Consider the following 20486-nt stretch of genomic DNA (forward strand, 5'->3'; position numbering starts at 1 on the left):
GCCAATGGAAAATGCCGTAACTCACCTGATTCGCGTACGGCTTGAGTAACGTTCCGTGCTGTTCCGTATACCAGACGTGGCGGCGAAGGGGTGCGCGTGCCCGGCATCGACGAATGCCTTTCCGAGGCGTTGGCCATACCCGGTGTGCTCGGGGCGAGCGTGGTCGACTGGAGCAGCGGCCTGATCCTCGGGGCGGTCGGGCAGGAACCGGGCCACGGCCACGAGGCCGCGGCCGCGGACACCACCGAGGCGGCCCGGGCGGTCGTGGAGGGCGCCACCTTCACGGCGAAGGAGCCGGGGCGTATACCGGTGGAGGACATCATCATCACCGCGCCGGGGAGCTATCACCTGATCCGCTTCCTGGACACGTCCTTCGACAGCGACGTCATCCTGTACATCTGGCTGGACCGGGCGATCGCCAACCTGGCCGTCGCCCGGATCGGGCTCCAGTCCATCGCCGACCGGCTGGTGCTCGTATGACCGGGGCCGAGGCCGCGCGGCCTCCGCTTGCGCTGCGTTCGCTGCCCCGCCGGACGCCGTCCCGCGGAGGCGTCCCGGCTCCGGACCCGGTCGCCGGCGGCCCCGGCCGGTTCGGGGCGTACGCCTTCGGCGCCGCGCTCGCCCGGCTCGCCGACGCGGGGGCCAGCGGCGCGCTGTACGGGTCCGCGGGCGCGGTCTACCTGCGCGACGGCGCCGTCGTGCACGCCGAGAGCCCGTGCGCCCCCGACCTGGGGGTGCGGCTGATGGCCTGCGGCCGTCTGACTCCCGACCAGTGGCGTGAGGCGGTCACCACCGCGGACGTCGGCCGCGGCGTGGGCCCGCACCTGGTGGACACCGGCCGGGTGGCCCGCGGCGAACTCGAACTGTGCCACCTGCTCGCGCTGTTCGACGCCGCGTACTTCACCCTGCTGCCCGACTCGGAGCCCGACCGGTTCCAGCCGGGCGCCACCTCCCGGCTCGGCCCGATCTCCCGGCCGGTCCCGGCACAGCGGATCGCCAGGGAAGCCCAGCGCAGGCGCACCCAGCTGGAACGCGCCTGGCCGTGGGACGACACCGACGCGGGCCCCGTCGTCCCGCGCCCCGGGGAGGAGTTCCGCGGCGGGCGGGCCCGCGCCCCCACCCGGGGTCAACTGGCCGTGCTCGCGGCGGCGGACGGCTGCCGCACCCCCGTCCAGATCGCGTGGCACCTGGGCCGCTCCGCCTTCGCCACGCTGCTGGACGTCCGGCGGCTGGCCGCCGGGGGCCGGATCGCCACCGCGGCCCGGGCCGAACCGTCCACCCTCGCCCCACCCCCGGCGGCCGCCGGACCGCAGCCCGCGGCGTCGGCGTCCACCGATCCCTCCGTCGCCCTCTTGCTCCGACTACGTGCCGCCCTGGAGGCCCGCCTGTGAGCGCCCTGCCGACCCGCCCGGCGCCTGCCGACCGACCGTGGAGGAAGGCTCTGCGGCAGCTCGCCGGAAGGAGACAGCTCGTGGCACTCGAAGCCGATGTGCTGGCCGAACTCCGGAGTCTGCGGACGAGGGTGCCGCACCTGACGGGCGGGCTCGTCGCCAGTGCCGACGGCCTGGTCGTGGCGCACGACCTCAGCGGGCCGGAACCGGAGGGCGTCGCCGCGCTCACCGCCGCCGCGCTGGGCGTGGCGGCGAGGATCACCGAGGCGACCGAACGGGGTGCCTTCCGGGAGCTGATCGTCCGGGGGGACAGCGGATACGTCGCGGCGTACGCGGCGGGCAGCGCGATGGCCCTCGCCCTGGTCGCGGGTCCAGGTTCGAACGTGGGCCGGCTGCACCTGGAGGCCCGCCGATCCAGTCGACGGATCGAGGATCTCGTCGACCTCGCGCTCCAACGTCAGGAGCGGAAGTGACCGTACGACCACCTTCACCAGCCGACAAGCCGTCGGGCACCGGACGCGGCCGCGCCGCCACGGGTCCCAGGCATTCATCACGCAACAGAACTCAACGACAAGGAAGCGAGACCGTCATGGCCAACACCGAGACCGCGCTGAAGGATGTAATGACGTCGATCGAGGGCGTCCTGGGCGTCGCTCTCGTGGACTACGGCAGTGGCATGGCCCTGGGCACCCTCGGTGGTTCCAAGGACCTCGACCTGACCGTCGCGGCCGCGGGCAACACCGACGTCGTCCGCGCCAAGATGCGCACGATGGAGATGCTCAACCTCAAGGAGCACATCGAGGACATCCTGATCACGCTCAACACCCAGATCCACATGATCCGGCTGCTGACCGGTCGCTCGGGCAAGGGCCTCTTCCTCTACGTCGCGCTGGACAAGGACCGCGCGAACCTGGCGATGGCCCGCCACCAGCTCAAGCGCATCGAGGCCGACCTGGAGATCTGACCCCGTCCGACCCGACCACCCCGCGGCCGGTGACGGCCCGGCACACGGCGGCGACGCCACGTGTGCCGGGCCGGTCCCGTGGGGGGAGATCAGCCCTTCGGCGAGTCCGGGGACGCCGAGGAGGAAGAGGGGGCGGAGGGAGCCGAGGCGCCGGGGTGGGAGGCGTGCCCCCCGTGGTGCTGCCCCTCCTCGACCGTGCCGCCGAGCTCCTTGCGGACCGGCTCCAGGGCGTCGGGCTCGGCCTCGACCACCCAGCGCTCGCCGACCAGGTACGAGCCTCCGTACGGCTGCGCCTCGTCCAGCCAGGACTGCTGCCCCGCGGCGCTGGTGAAGGTCACCATCACGTACGCCCCGCGCTCCGTCGTGCACGCCCCCTGGCGCAGCTCGTCGACATCGGTCTGCACCTGCGGGGTGCAGCCGATCGCCCGGCCGATCCGTTCCAGCGCCACCGGGCCGTCCGGCGTCCCGGAGCCCTGGCCGCCACAGGCCGTCACCAGCAGCGCCACCGCCGCGGCGGCGGCCGCCCGCGGACCCCACGTACGGATCACGGACACCCGCATCACCCTTCCCCAGCGTCTGTGCCGGCCGCACGGATCGCACGGCCCTCGACGCGCACCGCGCGCCCGCAGACGGTATCCCGGACCCCGCGCAACCCGTGCGGCCTTGCGAAAGCCGTGCCTGGGCGGCGCGCGATATGACAAAATCCGCCGCTCCCGCTCAGCCGACCGGCAACCCGTGACGCCGGCACCTCCGATCGGGCATACTCCATCGCGCCGAAGCCGCAGGTCGGACCATGCCGTGACCCGGCGGGAGACCATGGGCGGAGGGTACGTATACCGGTAGCGCCGCCACATCCTGGGCGGACGCCACCGCCGCGCCCGACAGGGAGGAGAGCGCCGCCATGACCCACGACGGCCCCCAGCCGGTGGAACGCCAGCTACCCACCGAGGAGGCCCGCGACCTGCTCGCGCTCGTGCGTGAGCTGGCCCAGCGGGAGATCAAGCCCAAGGCGGCCGAGGAGGAGGACGCGGGGATCTTCCCGCGCGACACCTTCCGCCTGATCGGAGAGGCCGGACTGCTCGGCCTGCCCTACCCCGAGGAGTACGGCGGCGGAGGCCAGCCGTACGAGGTGTACCTGCAGGTGCTGGAGGAACTGGCCGCCGCCCGGCTCACGGTGGGGCTCGGCGTCAGTGTGCACACCCTGGCCAGCCACGCGGTCGCCCACTACGGCGCCAAGGAGCAGCGCACCGAGTACCTGCCCGCGATGCTGGAGGGCTCGCTGCTCGGCGCCTACTGCCTGTCCGAGCCGGCCGCCGGTTCCGACGCCGCCGCGCTGCGCACCCGGGCCACCCGGGTGGGCGAGGGCTGGCGTATCGAGGGCACCAAGGCGTGGATCACGCACGGCGGCGTCGCCGACTTCTACACCGTGCTCGCCCGCAGCGGCGTCGAGGGTGCGCGCGGCATCACCGCCTACCTGGTCCCGGGCGACGCCGAGGGGCTGTCGGCGGCGGCCCCGGAGAAGAAGATGGGCATGAAGGGCTCGCCCACCGCACAGGTGCACTTCGACGGGGTCACCGTTCCCGACGCCCGCCGGATCGGCGAGGAGGGGCAGGGCTTCACGATCGCGCTGTCCGCCCTGGACTCCGGGCGCCTCGGCATCGCCGCGTGCGCGATCGGCATCGCACAGGCGGCCCTCGACGAGGCGCTGGCGTACGGCATGAACCGGCAGCAGTTCGGCCGGCCCGTGGTGGACTTCCAGGGCCTGCGCTTCATGCTCGCCGACATGGCGACCCGGATCGAGGCGGGCCGGGCCCTGTACCTCGCGGCGGCCCGGCTGCGCGACGCCGGCCGGCCGTTCTCCCGGCAGGCCGCCATGGCGAAGCTGTTCTGCACCGACGCCGCGATGCAGGTGACCACGGACGCGGTCCAACTGCTCGGCGGCTACGGCTACACCGCCGACTTCCCGGTCGAGCGGTACATGCGCGAGGCCAAGGTCCTGCAGATCGTCGAGGGCACCAACCAGATCCAGCGGATGGTCATCGCCCGCAGCCTCGCCGGGCCGGAGAGCAAGGCCCCCTGAGCGGCACCCGGTGGTGCTCCGGTGCCGCGCCGCTCCTCACGGGTGGCGCGGCACCGCGGCCGGCGGGGCGCGGTCAGGCGGCGCGCTGGAACGGCAGCCGGATCGGCTGCGAGCCCGGGCCGCCGACGTGCGAGAAGGGCTGCGTGCGCCAGTCGAGGCTGTCCGGCAGCGTGAGCAGCTGCCCCCAGTCCTGGTCCTCGGCCGCGTCGTCCCCGTCGGCGGACGTCGCGTCCGCGGCGGGCCGGCCCGAGCCGGGGCAGACCGTCAGCCCGAAGGGATTCCAGGGCGAGGAGCACAGCGCGTGCTCCGGCAGCAGGTCCTCGTCGGCGAGCAGCGCGATCGGGCGGGCACAGTCGGGGCAGTGCACGCGGAAGATCTCGTAGCCCTCTTCGTCGAAGGCGTCGAGGCCGTCGGCGGCGTCATCGGTGGAGTCCGGAGCGGCGTCGGAGTCGTCCGCCGCCAGGAGCGCGAGCACCTGAGTGCGTTCGTGCTCCTCCCCGAGCGCGGCTGTCGTGCGCTCGCCGCGACTGTGTCGTGCGTGGGTACGCATGGGTGCATCTCCCCCTCAGAAGAACGCCCATCAGTGGGGCCGACCAGGGCTCTCGGCCGCGGCCATAGCGAGCATTTCCCGCCACCCGCCCGTGGTAATCGCCGCCGCTCCGAAGACCGTTGACATTGGGTGTGGCCTTCGTCACACCTCCTCGCCGGAGGGTCCTCCGTGCTCACGCCGACGCTGCCGTGCGCCCGCCGTGCGCCCTGCCCGCGGCCGCCGCCGGCTCAGCCGGCGCCCGGACCTGTGGAGTCGCGGGGCGGGGCGGTGCTCTTCCTGACGATCAGTCGGACCCCGAGCTCCACGCGCATGGTGCCCGCGTCCGCGGTGTCCCCGGAGTGGGCCATGCGCAGCAGCATCTGGGTCGCCTCCTCGGCCATTTCGAGCAGCGGCTGATTGACGGTGGTGAGGGCCGGGCTCGCCCACTGCGCCAGCGGGATGTCGTCGTACCCGACGACGGACAGGTCCCGGGGCACCTGCAGCCCCTTCACCCGGGCCGCCTCCAGGACGCCGAGCGCCTGCAGGTCGCTGCCCGCGAAGATCGCGGTCGGCGGGTCGGGCCGCTCCAGCAGGTCGAGCGCGCCGTCGTGGCCGCCCTGGACGTGGAAGTCCCCGTACCGGATGAGATCGGGGTCGACCGCGAGCCCGGCCATGCCCATGGCCGAGCGGAAGCCGTCCAGGCGGGCGAGGGAGCAGAGCATGTCGTCCGGGCCGGTGATGATCCCTATGCGGCGGTGGCCGAGTTCGATCAGGTGCCGGGTGGCGGCGACCCCGCCGGCCCAGTTCGCCGAGCCCACGGAGGGCACATCGGGTTCCGGGTCGCCCGCGGGGTCGATGATCACGAAGTTGATGGCCCGTGACCGCAGTTTCCGCTTCAGGTCGTCCGGGAGCGTGGAGAACACCAGGACGACGCCCAGCGGGCGGCGGCGCAGCACCCCCTCGATCCACTCCGGGCCGGGGGCGTGCCGGGTGCCGCTCTCGGTGAGCACCACGCTCATGTTGCGGCTCTTGGCGACGTTCTCCACACCGCGGATCAGCTCCATCGCCCAGATGCTCTCGAGCTCGTGGAAGACGATCTCGATCAGCCGGGACTCGGGCTGGGTGGGCGCCGGGCGCTGGTAGCCGTTGGCCTCCAGCAGCCGTTCGACCTTGCTCCGGGTCGGGGCGGCGACATCGGGACGGCCGTTGAGGACTTTCGAAACTGTCGAAAGTGATACGCCGGCTTTCGAAGCCACGTCGGCCAGCGTGATCCGGCCGCCCGCGATCTCATCTTCATGCATGGCGCACAGGATAGGGCACCGGGAGCGCCGCCGTTCGATAACGGTTTGGTCCCGGCGATTCCACCCTGTTGACCCCGGGCTGAGGGAAGCCTACGGTCCGTCGTCAGGCGAATTTCGGCAAAGTGGCCGAAACTTTCGAGAGGTCGAAGATGAAGAAGCGTGCGTGGTTTCCCCGTGCCGTCGCCGGCGGTGCGGCACTGGCACTGGGCCTGACCCTGAGTGCCTGCGGCGGCAGTGACTCCTCCGCGGGCGGCGGTTCCGGGACGATTCACGTCCTGGTGTACGGCGACTCCGCCAACAAGGTGGAGAAGGCGCTCGTCGCCGAGTTCAACAAGACCTCGAAGGTCAAGGCGGTCCTCGACACCATCCCCGGCGCGGACTACCAGCAGAAGCTGCAGACCGTCATCAACACCAAGCAGGCCCCCGACGTCTTCTTCAACTGGGGTGGTGGCAGCATCCAGCCGTTCGTCAAGGCCGGTCTGCTGCTCCCGCTCGACGACTTCATCCAGAAGGACCCGGGCCTGAAGGACAACTTCCTGCCCTCGGTCTTCAACACCGCGGTGATCGACGGGAAGGCCTACGGCGTGCCGATGCGCGGCACCCAGCCGGTGCTGATGTTCAACAACAAGAAGGTCCTCGCCGACGCCGGCATCCAGCCCCCGCAGACCTGGGACGAGCTCGTCGACGCGGTCAAGAAGCTCAAGGCCAAGGGCGTCACCCCGATCGCGCTCGGCGGCGGCGACAGGTGGCCGACCCTGATGTGGTTCGAGTACCTCTACGACCGCGTCGCGGGCCCGGAGCTGTTCTCGAAGGCGCTCAGCGGCGACAAGAGCGCCTGGGAGAGCGAGGACAGCAAGAAGGCGCTCGACATGCTCAAGCAGCTCATCGACGCCGGCGCCTTCGGCACCAACTACGACTCGGTGAAGTTCACCGACGGCGGCTCGCCCGCCCTGCTGGCCGCCGGCAAGGCAGGCTTCGAGCTCATGGGCTCGTGGGAGTACTCCACGCAGCAGGACGCCAACCCGGACTTCGTCAAGAACGACTTCGGCTACACCAGCTTCCCGACGATCCCCGGCGGCAAGGGCGACCCGGCGAACGTCGTCGGCAACACCAACAACTTCTACTCGGTGCTGAAGAAGACCGAGCACCCGGACGCGGTCGCGGACTTCCTCAAGCTCATGTACTCCGACAGCTTCGTGAAGCAGCAGCTGGCCATCGGCAACCTGCCGACCACCACGAACACCACCAAGTTCCTCGACACGACCGACCACCCCGAGTACCTGAAGTACCAGTTCGATCTGGTCCAGAAGGCCCCCTCGTTCCAGCTGTCGTGGGACCAGGCCTACCCGCCGGCGGCCGGCACGCCGATCCAGCAGGCCGTGCAGCAGTTCTTCAACGGCCAGCTCGACGCCGACGGTTTCATCAAGGCCATGCAGGCCCTGCCCGCCTCCTGAAAGCGACGTCCCCCGCATGGCTTCCCTCGCCGCCACCGTGACGGGCAAGCGACAGACCCAGCGCCCGGCCGGCCGCACCGTCGGCCGGCCGGGCCTGGCCTGGGCGCTCCCCGCCACCGTGTTCTTCGCGCTGTTCGCCCTCGTTCCGCTGGTGATGGTCGCGGTCCTGTCCTTCACCGCCTGGAACGGCCTCGGCTCGCCCGAGTACGCCGGCTTCGACAACTGGGTCCGCCTCTTCCAGGACCCGGTGATGATCAAGAGCCTGTGGCTGAGCGTCCTGCTCACCGTGCTCGGCGTCGTCGTCCAGACCCCGCTGAGCATCCTGCTCGGCGTCTGGGCGGCGGGTCCCGAGCGCAACCGGGCCGTGCTGTCCGCGATCTTCTTTGTACCGCTGCTGCTGTCGGCCACCGCCGTGTCGGTGCTCTGGCGGGCCCTGCTCGACCCGAACTTCGGCGTGCCCTCGCAGGCGCGCTGGCTGTTCGGCGACGGCAACCTCTTCGGCACGCAGACCGCCGCCATCGGGGTGCTGGTGTTCGTCAGCACCTGGCAGTTCACGCCGTTCCACGCCTTGATCTACCAGGGCGCCACCCGGGCCATCCCGCAGGTGCTCTACCAGGCGGCGGAGATCGACGGGGCGGGCACCGTACGGAAGTTCTTCCACATCACACTGCCGCAGCTGCGCAACTCGATCATCACCTCGGTGATCCTCATGGTCGTCGGCGGCCTCACGACCTTCGACACCGTGCTGATCCTCACCCAGGGCGGGCCCGGCACCGACACCACCATCAGCGCCTACTACATGTACGACAAGGCCTTCAAGGGCTTCGACTTCGGCGCGGGCGCCGCCATCGCGCTGATGCTCGTCGTCGTCGCCACCGTGATCTCGCTCGTCGTGGTCAAGGTCTCCGGCTACGACAAGATGGCCGGCACCAAGGAAGGGCTCTGATGAGGCGCCGCCCCAATTACCTCGCGGGCCTCGGCGCCCTGGTGTGGCTCGCACTGGTCGGCCTGCCGCTGTACGTGATGCTCGGCGCGACCGTGCAGTCCCGCTCGGCGTACAGCGCCAACGGCCCGCTGTCCTTCCCCAAGTCCTTCACCCTGGACAACTACGTCCAGGACTTCAGCAACGGCTTCGGGCAGTACTTCCTCAACACCGTGGTCGTCACCGTCAGTGTCGTCGCCATCGTCGTGCTGCTCGTGCCGCCGCTGGCGTTCACGATCGTCCGCAACCGGGGACGCGGCACCTCCGGGGTGTTCCGGCTCTTCCTGCTCGGACTCGCCATCCCCGCCCAGGCGGTGATCGTCCCGATGTTCTACGTGATCAGCAAGGCCGGGCTCTACGACAACCTTGTCGGCGTCATCCTGCCCACGGCCGCGTTCTGCCTGCCGGTCTGCACGCTGATCCTCACCGGCACCATGCGCGACATCACCACCGAACTGTTCGAGGCGATGGCCGTCGACGGCGCCTCGGTGCGCCGCACCTTCTTCCAGCTGGTGGTGCCGCTGTCCAAGAGCGGGCTGTCGACGATCGTCGTCTTCTCCGCGCTCCAGGCGTGGAACGGATTTCTCTTCCCCCTGGTGCTCACCCAGTCCGACGAGACCAAGGTGATCACGCTGGGCCTGTACAACTTCCGGACCCAGTACGGCATCAACATCCCCGGCCTGCTGGCCGCCGTGGTCCTGTCGACCATCCCCGTCCTGCTCGTCTACCTGTTCGCCCGCCGTGCCCTCGTCCAAGGGCTGATGGGTGTCGGAGGAAAGTGAACGACAACGTGACCGCCGACTCCCGCGTCGAGGCGCTGATCCGCGACATGACCCCGGACGAGAAGATCGCGCAGCTGTACGGCCTCTGGGTCGGCGCGTCCAACGAGGGCGCCGAAGTCGCCCCGCACCAGCACGACATGGACCAGCCCCCCAGCCTCGACGACCTTCTTCCGTCCGGCCTCGGCCAGCTCACCCGGCCCTTCGGTACCGCCCCCGTCGACCCCGCCCTCGGCGCGCTGTCCCTGATGCGCACCCAGGAGCGGATCGCCGCCGCCAACCGCTTCGGCATCCCCGCCATGGCGCACGAGGAGTGCCTCGCCGGCTTCGCCGCCTGGGGCGCCACCACCTACCCCGTACCCCTGTCGTGGGGCGCCTCCTTCGACCCGGACCTGGTCCGGGTCATGGCCGCCGCCATCGGCCGCGACATGCGCGCCGTCGGCATCCACCAGGGCCTGGCCCCCGTCCTCGACGTCGTGCGCGACGCGCGGTGGGGCCGTGTGGAGGAGACGATCGGCGAGGACCCGTACCTGGTGGGCACCATCGCCACCGCGTACATCCAGGGACTGGAGTCGGCCGGCATCGTCGCCACCCTGAAGCACTTCGCCGGCTACTCGGCCTCCCGCGCCGGGCGCAACCTGGCGCCCGTCAGCATGGGACCGCGCGAGCGCGCCGACGTCGTCCTGCCGCCGTTCGAGATGGCGGTCCGCGAGAGCGGCGTCCGGTCGGTGATGCACGCCTACACCGACACCGACGGCGTGCCGTCGGCCGCCGACGAGGAACTGCTGACCGGACTGCTCCGCGACACCTGGGGCTTCGACGGCACCGTGGTCGCCGACTACTTCGGCATCGCCTTCCTCAAGACCCTGCACGGCGTCGCCGCCGACTGGGCCGATGCCGCCGGCACCGCGCTCACCGCCGGTGTCGACATCGAACTGCCGACCGTCAAGACCTTCGGGCAGCCGCTGCGCGACGCCGTCGCCGCCGGCCGGATCGACGAGAAGCTGATCGACCGGGCCCTGCGCCGGGTCCTGACGCAGAAGGCGCAACTCGGGCTGCTCGACCCCGAGTGGAGCCCGGTGCCGCCCGCCCTCGCCGGTTCCGACCTCACCGACCCCGAGAGCCTGCGCGGCACCGTCGACCTGGACTCCGCGGCCCACCGCGAGCTGTCCCGGCAGCTCGCCGAGCGGTCGGTGATCCTGCTGAGCAACGACGGCACCCTGCCGCTCCACCGGCCCGCCAGGATCGCGCTCGTCGGCCCCCAGGCCGAGACCCCGGCCGCCGTCCTGGGGTGCTACTCCTTCCCCGTCCACGTCGGGTCGCAGCACCCGGGCACCCCGCCCGGCATCGACCTGCCCACGCTCCGCCAGGCGCTGGTCGCGGAGTTCCCCGGCGCCGAGATCGTCACCGTCGCGGGCTGCGGCATCGACGACCCCGACACCAAGGGCTTCGCGGCGGCCGTGCGCGCCGCGCGGGACGCGGACGTCGTCATCGCCGCGCTCGGCGACCGGGCCGGCCTGTTCGGGCGCGGCACCAGCGGCGAGGGCTGCGACGCCGAGTCGCTCACCCTCCCCGGCGTGCAGCAGCAACTCCTCGACGCGCTGCTCGACTCGGGCACCCCCGTGGTGCTCACCCTGCTCGCCGGACGGCCCTACGCCCTGGGCCGGGCCGTCACCGAGGCCGCCGCGATCGTGCAGTCCTTCTTCCCCGGCCAGGAGGGGACCCCGGCGCTCGCCGGCGTCCTGGGCGGCCGCATCGCCCCCTCCGGGCGCCTGCCGGTCAGCGTGCCCGCACACCCGGCCGTGCAGCCGTCCACGTATCTGGCCGCACCGCTCGCGCGGGCCAGCGAGGTCTCCAACATCGACCCGGCCGCCGCGTTCGCGTTCGGCCACGGGCTGACCTACACGGCCTTCGAGTGGGGCGATCTCGACGTCGCGGGAGCGGGCGCCGCGCAGGACGGCCGGGCCGTCACCGGCACCGACGGCGAGGTCGAGCTGTCCTTCACCGTCCGCAACACCGGTGCCCGCGCGGGCAGCGAGGTCGTCCAGGTCTATCTGCACGACCCGGTCGCCTCGGTCGTGCAGCCCGTGCAGCGGCTGGTGGGGTACCTGCGGCTCCCGCTGGAGGCGGGCGAGGCGACCCGCGTCCGGGTGACCGTGCCCGCCGACGTCGCGGCGTTCACCGGCCGGGACGGCCGGCGCGTCGTGGAGCCCGGCGCGCTGGAACTGCGACTGGGTGCCTCCAGTGCCGATGTCCGGCTCACGGCACGGGCCGAACTCACCGGCCCGGCACGGCAGGTGGATCACACCCGCAGGCTGCACGCGCGGGTCACGGCCGCCTCCGGGGCGACCGGGTGAAGCCGTCCGACGGTACGGGGGAGGTGGCGGGCGGCTGTGACCAGGCTGCCGCCCCCGCCGCCCCCGTACTGCCGGGCTGCCACCCCGACCCGAGCGTCTGCCGGGTCGGCGACGACCACTACCTGATCACCTCGACCTTCGAGTACTTCCCCGGCATCCCCGTCTTCCACAGCCGCGACCTGGTGCACTGGCGGCCGATCGGCCACGTCCTGGACCGCCCCGCGCAGGTGGACCTCGGCGGCGTCGCCTCCTCCGAGGGGATCTTCGCCGCCACCATCCGGCACCACGACGGGCTCTTCTGGGTCATCACCACCCTGGTCGGCGGCACGGGCAGGAACGGCACCTTCGTCGTGACCGCCACCGACCCCGCCGGGCCGTGGAGCGACCCGGTGTGGCTCGACGACGCCCCCGGCATCGACCCCTCCCTCTTCTTCGACGACGACGGCCGCGCCTGGTGCACGGGCACCCGGCTCGCCGAACCGGGGGAGTGGGACGGCCAGACCGACGTCTGGCTGCGGGAGTTCGACCCCGTCGCGGTCGCCCTCACCGGGCCCGAGCACCTGCTGTGGCGCGGAGCGCTGCACGGCGCGGTGTGGGCGGAGGGGCCGCACCTGTACAAGGTCGACGGCCGCTACTACCTGCTCGCCGCCGAGGGCGGCACCGAGCACCGGCACGCCGTCAGCGTCGCCCGCGCCGACCACGTCACCGGGCCCTGGACCGGCAACCCGGCCAACCCGGTGTTCACCCACCGGCACCTGGGCCGCGACTTCCCCGTCGTCGGCGTCGGCCACGCCGACCTCGTGCACACCGCGGCGGGGGAGTGGTGGGCGGTGCTCCTCGGCAGCCGCCCCTACGGCGGCTACCACCCCAACCTCGGGCGGGAGACCTTCCTCGTCCCCGTGACGTGGGAGGACGGCTGGCCCCTCTTCGCGCCCGGCGTCGGCACGACCCTCGGGCCGTTCGCCCCGCCCGCGGTCGCGGGCCCGCCGGCCGAGCCGTACCGGGAACCGGCCCGCGACGACTTCGACGGCCCCGCGCTGCGCCCGTCCTGGAACCAGGTCCGCACCGGCCCGCCGTTCTGGTCGCTGACCGCACGGCCCGGCCACCTGCGGCTGCCGCTCGGTGCGGCGTCGCTCGCCGACACCGCCACGCCCTGCTTCCTCGGACGGCGGCAGCAGCACCAGCGCGTCAGCGTCTCCGCGCTGTTCGACGTGGCGCCGCGGTCGCCCGGCGAGTGGGCGGGCCTGGCCGTCCGCCAGTCCGAGGCCGATCACCTCGTGCTGGCGGTCGCGGGCGACGGCCGCGGCGGGCGCCGCGTGCTCGCCGCCGTCCGCGAGCACGGTGTGCAACGCGTCGTCGCCGAGGCACCGCTGCCCGCGGGCGGTCCTGTGGTGCTGCGCATCCACGCCGAGGGCCAGCGCCTCGGGCTGCGGTACGCCCCGGTGGACGGCCCCGAGCCGGGGGAGACCGAACTGACCGCGGTGGACGGGGGATTCCTCAGCTCCCCGCGCGCCGGGGGCTTCCTCGGCGTGTGGTTCGGCCCCTACGCCACCGCGCACGGGGCCGCCTCCGCCGGCGTCGCCGACGTCGACTGGTTCGACTACCGGCCCCTCACCCCCTGACCACCCTGGAGCCACAGCCGTGTTCACCGATCTGCCCGAGCCGGAACTGCGGGCCCACCGCAGCACCCAGACCGCGCCGGACGACTTCGACGACTTCTGGTACGGCACGCTCGCCGCGGCGCGCGCCGCCGCGCCGCCCGGCGCCGTCACGGTCGAACCGGTCGACACCGGCCTGCGCACCGTGCACGTCTTCGACGTCACCTTCCCCGGGTACGGCGGCGAGCCGGTACGCGCCTGGCTGCGGCTCCCGCGCGGCGCGGAGGGCCCGCTGCCCGCCGTCGTGTCCTACGTCGGTTACGGCGGCGGCCGCGGGCACGCCCTGGAGTCGCTGCTGTGGGCGTCCGCGGGCTTCGCCCACCTCCACATGGACACCCGCGGCCAGGGCTCTGGCTGGAGCCGCGGCGACACCCCCGACTCCGGGTCCGCCGGCCCGCAGGCACCCGGCATGATGACCCGCGGCATCGAGGATCCCCACCGGTACTACTACCGGCGGCTGTTCACGGACGCCGTGCGCGCCGTCGACGCGGTACGCACGCTGCCCTCCGTCGACCCCGACCGCGTGGCGGTGCTCGGCGCCAGCCAGGGCGGCGGCACGGCCCTCGCGGTCGCGGCCCTCGTCCCCGACGTCTCGGCCCTGGTCGCGCACGTGCCGTTCCTGTGCGACTTCCCCCGCGCCGTCGTCGTCACGGACGCCGACCCGTACCGCGAGATCGGCCGCTACCTCGCCGTGCACCGCGACCGCGCCGCCCGCGTCCACCGCACCCTGGCGTACTTCGACGGCGTCAACTTCGCCGCCCGCGCCCGCGTCCCCGCCCGCTTCTCGGCGGCCCTGATGGACGAGATCACCCCGCCCTCGACGGTCTTCGCCGCGTACAACGCCTACGCGGGTCCCAAGGACATCGCCGTCTGGCCCTACAACGGCCACGAGGGCGGCGCGATCGACGACGACGAGGCCGCCCTGGCGTTCCTGCGCACGCGGCTGGGAGCGTAGCCCCGCGCCCTGTGCCCCCGGTGTCGCCTGTCCACCTCGCGGCAGTCCAGCCGTCGGACCCGAACCCGTGCGCGGCGCCCTGAAAGCACGGTAGCTTCCAGCGGTCCGCAGCTGCGGGTAGCAGGTCACGTCTCGAGGAGAAGCCGGTGGAAAGACGACCCACGTCCGGTCCGTTCACGCCTGTCCTGCAGGTGCTGACAGGCCTCCTGGGTGCCCTGTCCTTCGGGACCGGGGTGTTCGCCGTCTTCGTGACGCAGAACGGCACGGGTACGGCTGTGCTGTTGACCTTCGGCGGTGTGCTGCTGGTGTTCGGGCTGCTCGGCAATCGCGTCGAGAGCTTCGAAGTCGGGGGATCAACCCTCAGGCTGCGCGCCGCGGCAGCGGAGAGATACGCGTTGGCGGAGGAGTCGGAGCAGCGCGGCGATACCGCGGAGGCGGCCCAACTGCGCCTGGAGGCAGAGGCACTGCTCCAGGCGGCCGGTCCCATCGCTGCGGACTACCGGTCCGTCCGCGGTTCGATGCGCCCCGGCCGGGAGCGCACGCGCGCGATGGAAGCGGTGATGAGTCAGGCGCGGCGACTCGCCGCGGAGCAGGAGTTCGAGCCCGGCCAGGTGCTGCGCTGGCTCCAGGAGGGAAGTGACGAGGAGCGCATCACCGCGTTGGCCATGATGCAGGCCAGGCCGGAACTGCGGAACGTCGACGCGGCGCTCGGCACCGTCGCGGACTCGCACAGCGCCTTTGAGCAGTACCAGGCGATGTGCCTGGTCGAGGAGATGGTCGACGACCTTGACGCGGTGCAGCGGCAGCGGCTCGCAGGCGTCATCAGGGCCGGACAGCGGACGCGCCTCGTCCGCGACTCCGACAGGTGGCGGCTCGGCGAGGCCATCCTTCGCCGCGTGGACGCACACGCGGACGCCCGGTGATGCGTCGCGGACCCGGGACGGGGCGTCCCGTCCCACGGCGCGGCGACGCCTGACAGGCCCTGTCGTCACATTCCTGCCCGCCCTCCGGGCGGCCGGCGGCCATGTGACGACCGGGCCTAGCGCGGCTCGGGAAGGGTCTCGCCCGTCTCCAGGAGGGTCTTGAGGCCCGAGACGAGGGCGGGCCAGCCGTGCCGGACCATGTCGAGCGCGGTACTGCCGGGGTCGTGGGCCTCGTGGATCACGGTCAACTTGACCGTGTCGCCGAGCGGTTCGATCTCGAACGTCACGTGGGACCGCTGTTCGCGGGCCAGCCGGGCGAGCACGTCCGCGTCCACGCCGGCGTTCGCGGCCCACTGGGGGGTGAAGGCGTGCCAGGTGTACGACAGCCGCCGGTACGGTTCGGACTCCAGGACGACCTGGTCCGGGTCGGCGGTCCGGGCGCCCTTCTCCTCCCAGACCATGGCCGACCCCGCGCGCCAGTCGGTCTCGAAGGCCACGCCCCAGTAGCGGCGCGTGAAGGCCGGATCGGTCAGCGCCTGCCAGAGGCGTTCCGGCGTCGTGCGGATGTAGGTCGTGTAGACGAACGCGCTCTCGCTCATCGCCGGCAGCTCCCATGCCCTGTGCAGGTCCGCGAGCGCGCGGGCGCGTTCGCGGTCGTACTGGCCGATCCATCGCTCGGCGATGGCGTTGACGGGGGCGGCGTCGAGGAAGTGCAGCTTCTCGCGGCCGCGGCGGGCGGTCGTCACCAGGTGCGCCGCCTCCAGGACGGCGAGGTGCTTGCTGACCGACTGCCGTGCCATGTCCAGTCCGGCGCACAGCTCCCGCAGGGTCTGCCCGTTGCGGGCGTTGAGGCTGTCGAGCAGCGTGCGCCGGCTCGGGTCCGCCAGTGCCTTGAAGATCGCGTCGTCCATTCCCCGCCGTCCCGGACAGGCAGCCGGACGGCTGCCTGTGCCATCGACGATAGGCAGCCGTCCGGCTGCCTGTCAACGCGGGATCCGGGCGTGCCCGCACAAGCGCAGGCCGTCCCGGCCGGGCAGGACGCGCACGTCGCGCCGCACGCCCCGGGCACGGGGTTCCGCCGGACCCGCGCTGCCGCGCCCGCGGCGCGCGAGCGGTTGGTAGGGTCGCCGGGGGCGGCGGAAGGTGGCAAGGTGCGGGACGAGGTGCGGAGCGAGGCTTCCGGCGCCGGGCCGTTCGTGCACCCGGCGCTGTTCTACCGGAGCATGCGCGAGTACATGGAGGGCACGGTCCCCTTCGTCCTGGAGGGGCTCTACAGCGGGGAACCGGTCGCCGTCGCCGTGCCCGGGGCCCGACTGGAACTGCTGCGGGCCCAGTTGGGAGCGCGGGCCGACCAGGTCCACTGGCACGACATGCAACGGGCCGGCCGCAACCCGGGCCGCATCATCCCCGGCGTGCTGCGGGCCTTCGCCGACGAGCACCCGGACCGCCGCGTCCGCATCATCGGCGAGCCCGTCTGGCCGGGACGCACGGCCACGGAGTACCCCGCCTGCGCCCAGCACGAGGCACTGATCAACCTGGCCTTCGCCGACCGCCCCATGACGATCCTGTGTCCCTACGACGCCGCCCGCCTGGACGCCACCGCGCTCGCCGACGCCCACGCCACGCACCCGGTCACCGTCGGCGGCGGACGCCTGTCGCGCAGCGCGGCGTACGCGCCGGACCGCGTGGTGGCCGCGTACAACACCCTGCCGCCCCCGCCGCCCGACACCGTCCCCGACCCCTTCGACGCCGAGCACCTCGCCGACGCCCGCCACCTCGCGACCGAGCGGGCCCGCCGGCTCGGCCTGAGCGGGGAGCGGCTCGGCGACTTCTCTCTGGCCGCCGGGGAGCTGATCACCAACAGCGTGGTGCACGCGGGCGGTTCCGGGAGCGTAGGGGTCTGGGCCGAGGACGGCCATGTGGTGTGCGAGGTCGCCGACGCCGGTCGCCTGGACGACCCGCTCGCGGGGCGCCGCCCGGCGGTCCGCGGTATGCCGCACGGACGCGGATTGCTGATGGTGCACCACCTCGCCGACCTGGTCCGTACGCGGACCGGCGCCGACGGCACCCGGGTCCGCTTCTACCTGCGGCTGCCTTCCCCGGCATAGCCGTGGGCCGGCGACGCGCCTTCGCGCGTCGCCGGCCCACGGCGCCGTACGGTCGCCAGGCGCGTCACGGGTCGAGGGTGTCCTTCGACTTCTCGACGACCTGCTTCGCGTCGCCCTTGACCTGGTCGGCCTTGCCCTTCATCTTCAACCGGTCATTGCCGGTGGCCTTGCCCGCGGTCTCCTCGACCTGGCCTTTTATCTTCTGACCGGTGTGCTTGGCCTTCTTCTCGGCGCCCATGGGGGTCTCCTTCCGAGGCGTCGGCAGCTTCGTTCTCGTCCTTCGCCTGCCCGACGGAATGGGGAGAAAACCTGTCATTTGTCGCGGAGAGGTGCCGGCCCAGCAGAGACGCCCCGAAGACGACGTACCCGACGCCGATCAGCCACGACTGGACGATCAGCACCGTGCCGACCGAGCCGTAGGAGACGGCGTTGGTCACGATCAGCGGCGCGAACACCAGGGACGAGAAGATCCGCAGCCCCACCAGACCCGCCACGGTGAGAATGGCCCCCGGCAGCAGGGCCGCCCAGCCGATCCGCCCGGCCAGCAGGAAGTGCTGAGCCCACCAGAAGAACAGGACGCCCAGTACGAGCGTCAGCGCCACCCGCACGAACGCGGCCGGCAGGCCCTCCTTGAGCACCGTGCCGCTCTGCGCCTCCGCGAACAGGTACGCGGTCAGCGCCACGAGCCACACCGCACGGCGCCACAACTGGTGCCACGGCGCCGGCGGCAGTTCCCAGATCCGCAGGTACCCCACTTCGACCGCGGCGGCGAAGGACAGACCGAACAGCCCCAGCAACACCAGGCTCAGCACGCTCGTACTGCTCAACACCTTGCGCGGCGCGGCGAAGAGCTTGCGCACCGCCTCCGACGGGGTCGGCGACAGGCCCATCCCGTCCACGATCCACTGCGCGAAGCCGGCCTGCTGGAACGGCACGGCCGCCGCCACCACGATCAGCAGCGGTACCAGGGTCACCATGCCCAGCGCCGCGAACCCCATGGCCCGGTGCAGCAGTTCCAGTTCCCCGCCCTGGCGCATCACCTGGTGCCCCGTCGAACGGCGCCAGGCCCGGAGCGGATGCCGCAGCGTCCACCACACCCCGGGTCGGGCCATCACACACCTCGGCGATCAGCGGAAGGCGGCGACGGCCGCGTGACGACGTACGGCCTCCACCGTGTCGGCCTGCTCACGGGCCCGCTCCAGCAAGCCCTTCAGCTGTGCCTCGTCCAGGGCCCGGTGCGGCGTGAGCGACAGCAGCGTACGCCAGAGCAGGGCTTTCCCCTCGATACCGAGCCGGAGCGTCTCCAGTTCGATCACCGTGCTCAGCCCGGAACGGCGCGTCAGGCGCCCGTTGAGCTTCAGCAGCCGGCCCTTCTCCGCCAGCCGTCCGGCGTACACCTTGTGACGCCTTGCCGGCACGTCCAGGGCCTCCATCAGGTCGAGGAGAGCCTGCCGGTCCTCCGCGATCTCGTCCGCCACGCGGCTCAGTTCGCCGCCGTACGGCGAGGAGCGGTGGTGCTCGGCGAGATGCCGCGCGAGGTGCTGGCCGGCGGTGGAGCCCGCCAGATGGTCGTTCAGGTAGATCCCCAGGACCTCCGGGCGCATGACGGGCCTCCCTTCCCCGGGTCCGCGCGGGCGGACGCCGACATCACGGGCTCGCGGCCCGGAGCCGCGGTGTCCCCCGCACCGGGGCGGGCCGGACGGGCCTCATGAGGAGCGGCTTTCCCCTCCGGACCCGGACAAACCCGAGGCCATGCGGGTGGACGGCGGCCGGCTCACCCACCGGCCGGGAGCGCGCCCTCCGTCTGTGCGGCGAGCATGTCGACCGCGGCGGTGGGCCCGGACGGCGTGCCGGCGTCGCGCTGGCGGGCGGCACCGGTGCCGTGCCGGTGGAGGGCGCTGAGGGCGCCACGGACGAAGGGGAGGTCGCCTGCGGCCTCCAGGGCGGGGGCCAGGTGTGCCAGGAGGCGGTCGAGGAGGGCGCGGGCCGGCACACGGGTCTCGCGCACGGGGTCGACCGCCGGGCCGTCGAGGCCGAAGCGGGCCGCGGTCCACAGGGCGGCGGAGGCGAGCTGCGGAGGTACGGGAGGCGCTTCGCGCCCGGCAGCGAGGTCGGCGAGGGCGGTCGCGACGAGGGCCCGGGTCAGGGCCGCCTGCAAGGCCGTCTCCCACGTCGTGCCGAGGGCGTCCGCGACCCGGACCTCGACCGTCGGCAGGTGCGGCGACGGCCGGGCGAGCCAGAAGGTCATCCGCGGGTCCACGAGAACGCCGCACTCGACGAGCCGGGCCACCTCCGCGGCGTGCTCGGCCGCCGAGCCGAAGCGGGGCGGTATCCCCGAGCCCGGGAAACGCGCCTGATCCATGACCCGCCAGCTCGCGTACCCCGAGTCCCGGCCCCGGTCCCAGGGTGAGTTCGCGGACAGGGCGAGCAGCGTGGGCAGCCACGGCCGCAGCCAGTTGACCACCGCGACCGCCGTCTCCGGGTCCGCCACCCCGACGTGCACATGGCAGCCGCAGGCGAGGTAGGAGGCCGCCTGGTGCTCGTAGAGCCGGGCGATCGCGGTGAACCGCTCACCGCCGGTCACGGGCGCCGCCCCGTCGAGCACGGGCAGGCCCGTCGACACCAGGCGTCCGCCCTCGGCCCGCGCGGCGGCGGCCAGCGTGCGCCGTGCCCCGTCGAGTTGCCGGACCAGTTCCTGCAGGTCCGTCGTCACGCCCGTGGCCGCCTCGATCTGCGCCGCGGACAGCTCCCGCTGCAGTACCGCGTCGGGTGCGGGCGGGGGCGTCCTGCGGGCCCGGTCGATCACGGCGCCGGCCAGCCCCGCGATCCGCCGGGTGCCGGCGTCCACGAGCAGGAACTCCTCCTCGACCCCCAGGGTCCTGCCGGGCTCCGGAGCCGCCGCTGGCAGCGGTGGCGCGCTCCCGTCCGGGGTGGTCGTGGCCGCCCGTCCACCCGCCCGATCCGGCGGGGGCGGCGACTCGTCGGCAGTGCTGCTCATGCTCATG

Annotated in this window: 21 protein-coding genes; 13 read left to right on the top strand and 8 right to left on the bottom strand. The window is 72.8% G+C overall.

From position 1 onward, the window contains the following. The first annotated feature begins 96 nt into the window (after nucleotides 1-96). The 4 genes from PV364_RS04265 to PV364_RS04280 all read left to right on the top strand — a co-directional run bounded on the left by PV364_RS04265 (nucleotide 97) and on the right by PV364_RS04280 (nucleotide 2355). Entirely contained in the window at nucleotides 97-480 is a 384-nt protein-coding gene (locus tag PV364_RS04265) for a hypothetical protein (protein ID WP_319658271.1), read from the top strand. Further along, complete coding sequence (locus PV364_RS04270; protein WP_319658273.1) at nucleotides 477-1391, top strand: transcriptional regulator; 915 nt, start codon at nucleotides 477-479, stop codon at nucleotides 1389-1391. The genes PV364_RS04265 and PV364_RS04270 overlap by 4 nt, the downstream gene beginning before the upstream one ends. Nucleotides 1392-1471: 80 nt before the next feature. Further along, nucleotides 1472-1864: a roadblock/LC7 domain-containing protein gene (locus PV364_RS04275; protein ID WP_319658275.1), complete on the top strand. Its 393-nt coding sequence runs from the start codon at nucleotides 1472-1474 to the stop codon at nucleotides 1862-1864. Between the two features lie 116 nt (nucleotides 1865-1980). Further along, a complete protein-coding gene (locus PV364_RS04280) occupies nucleotides 1981-2355 on the top strand; it encodes a hypothetical protein (protein ID WP_319658277.1) in 375 nt (124 codons plus the stop codon). 89 nt (nucleotides 2356-2444) lie between these two features. On the opposite strand, the gene PV364_RS04285 is transcribed toward PV364_RS04280, so the two are convergent. Continuing rightward, nucleotides 2445-2909 carry a hypothetical protein gene (locus PV364_RS04285; protein ID WP_319658279.1) on the bottom strand — a complete coding sequence of 155 codons (465 nt, stop codon included), beginning with the start codon at nucleotides 2907-2909 and terminating at the stop codon, nucleotides 2445-2447. A 347-nt stretch (nucleotides 2910-3256) separates the two neighbouring features. Between PV364_RS04285 and PV364_RS04290 the strand changes: the two genes are divergently transcribed. Beyond that, a complete protein-coding gene (locus PV364_RS04290; RefSeq protein ID WP_319658282.1) occupies nucleotides 3257-4435 on the top strand; it encodes an acyl-CoA dehydrogenase family protein in 1179 nt (392 codons plus the stop codon). Between the two features lie 73 nt (nucleotides 4436-4508). Here PV364_RS04290 and PV364_RS04295 read toward each other — a convergent pair whose 3' ends face one another. Both PV364_RS04295 and PV364_RS04300 read right to left on the bottom strand, forming a co-directional pair. Continuing rightward, complete coding sequence (locus PV364_RS04295; RefSeq protein WP_319658284.1) at nucleotides 4509-4985, bottom strand: hypothetical protein; 477 nt, start codon at nucleotides 4983-4985, stop codon at nucleotides 4509-4511. A 227-nt stretch (nucleotides 4986-5212) separates the two neighbouring features. Next, entirely contained in the window at nucleotides 5213-6265 is a 1053-nt protein-coding gene (locus tag PV364_RS04300; protein WP_415924523.1) for a LacI family DNA-binding transcriptional regulator, read from the bottom strand. 149 nt (nucleotides 6266-6414) lie between these two features. On the opposite strand from PV364_RS04300, the gene PV364_RS04305 reads away from it, so the two are divergent. The 7 genes from PV364_RS04305 to PV364_RS04335 all read left to right on the top strand — a co-directional run bounded on the left by PV364_RS04305 (nucleotide 6415) and on the right by PV364_RS04335 (nucleotide 15373). After that, the gene (locus tag PV364_RS04305; protein WP_319658286.1) at nucleotides 6415-7719 is read left to right on the top strand and encodes an ABC transporter substrate-binding protein; all 1305 of its coding nucleotides are present in this window, start codon (nucleotides 6415-6417) and stop codon (nucleotides 7717-7719) included. A gap of 16 nt (nucleotides 7720-7735) precedes the next feature. Beyond that, nucleotides 7736-8665, top strand: a complete 930-nt coding sequence (locus PV364_RS04310) for a sugar ABC transporter permease (protein ID WP_319658287.1) — start codon at nucleotides 7736-7738, stop codon at nucleotides 8663-8665. Next, entirely contained in the window at nucleotides 8665-9483 is an 819-nt protein-coding gene (locus PV364_RS04315; RefSeq protein WP_319658288.1) for a carbohydrate ABC transporter permease, read from the top strand. The genes PV364_RS04310 and PV364_RS04315 overlap by 1 nt, the downstream gene beginning before the upstream one ends. Nucleotides 9484-9530: 47 nt before the next feature. Continuing rightward, the gene (locus PV364_RS04320) at nucleotides 9531-11837 is read left to right on the top strand and encodes a beta-glucosidase family protein (RefSeq protein WP_319658355.1); all 2307 of its coding nucleotides are present in this window, start codon (nucleotides 9531-9533) and stop codon (nucleotides 11835-11837) included. Next, on the top strand, nucleotides 11834-13459 hold the full coding sequence (locus tag PV364_RS04325) for a glycoside hydrolase family 43 protein (RefSeq protein WP_319658289.1): 1626 nt from the start codon (nucleotides 11834-11836) through the stop codon (nucleotides 13457-13459). Before PV364_RS04320 ends, PV364_RS04325 begins: the two co-directional genes overlap by 4 nt. Before the next feature lie 19 nt (nucleotides 13460-13478). Continuing rightward, nucleotides 13479-14450 carry an acetylxylan esterase gene (locus PV364_RS04330; protein ID WP_319658290.1) on the top strand — a complete coding sequence of 324 codons (972 nt, stop codon included), beginning with the start codon at nucleotides 13479-13481 and terminating at the stop codon, nucleotides 14448-14450. Nucleotides 14451-14596: 146 nt separating this feature from the next. Beyond that, entirely contained in the window at nucleotides 14597-15373 is a 777-nt protein-coding gene (locus tag PV364_RS04335) for a hypothetical protein (RefSeq protein WP_319658291.1), read from the top strand. Between the two features lie 116 nt (nucleotides 15374-15489). Here the strand turns inward: PV364_RS04335 and PV364_RS04340 are convergent, their stop codons facing one another. Further along, nucleotides 15490-16284: a metalloregulator ArsR/SmtB family transcription factor gene (locus tag PV364_RS04340; protein ID WP_319658292.1), complete on the bottom strand. Its 795-nt coding sequence runs from the start codon at nucleotides 16282-16284 to the stop codon at nucleotides 15490-15492. Between the two features lie 252 nt (nucleotides 16285-16536). On the opposite strand from PV364_RS04340, the gene PV364_RS04345 reads away from it, so the two are divergent. After that, a complete protein-coding gene (locus PV364_RS04345; RefSeq protein ID WP_319658356.1) occupies nucleotides 16537-17481 on the top strand; it encodes a sensor histidine kinase in 945 nt (314 codons plus the stop codon). A gap of 64 nt (nucleotides 17482-17545) precedes the next feature. On the opposite strand, the gene PV364_RS04350 is transcribed toward PV364_RS04345, so the two are convergent. The 4 genes from PV364_RS04350 to PV364_RS04365 all read right to left on the bottom strand — a co-directional run bounded on the left by PV364_RS04350 (nucleotide 17546) and on the right by PV364_RS04365 (nucleotide 20479). Beyond that, entirely contained in the window at nucleotides 17546-17680 is a 135-nt protein-coding gene (locus PV364_RS04350) for a CsbD family protein (RefSeq protein WP_319658357.1), read from the bottom strand. Then, nucleotides 17634-18593, bottom strand: a complete 960-nt coding sequence (locus tag PV364_RS04355) for a YhjD/YihY/BrkB family envelope integrity protein (protein ID WP_319658293.1) — start codon at nucleotides 18591-18593, stop codon at nucleotides 17634-17636. The genes PV364_RS04350 and PV364_RS04355 overlap by 47 nt, the downstream gene beginning before the upstream one ends. A gap of 15 nt (nucleotides 18594-18608) precedes the next feature. Beyond that, nucleotides 18609-19085 (bottom strand): hypothetical protein, encoded by a 477-nt coding sequence (locus PV364_RS04360; protein WP_319658294.1) that lies wholly within the window; start codon nucleotides 19083-19085, stop codon nucleotides 18609-18611. Nucleotides 19086-19255: 170 nt separating this feature from the next. Continuing rightward, nucleotides 19256-20479, bottom strand: a complete 1224-nt coding sequence (locus tag PV364_RS04365) for a glutamate--cysteine ligase (RefSeq protein WP_319658295.1) — start codon at nucleotides 20477-20479, stop codon at nucleotides 19256-19258. Nucleotides 20480-20486 lie beyond the last annotated feature (7 nt).

It is taken from the genome of Streptomyces sp. MI02-7b (assembly GCF_033793585.1).
Lineage (GTDB): Bacteria > Actinomycetota > Actinomycetes > Streptomycetales > Streptomycetaceae > Actinacidiphila.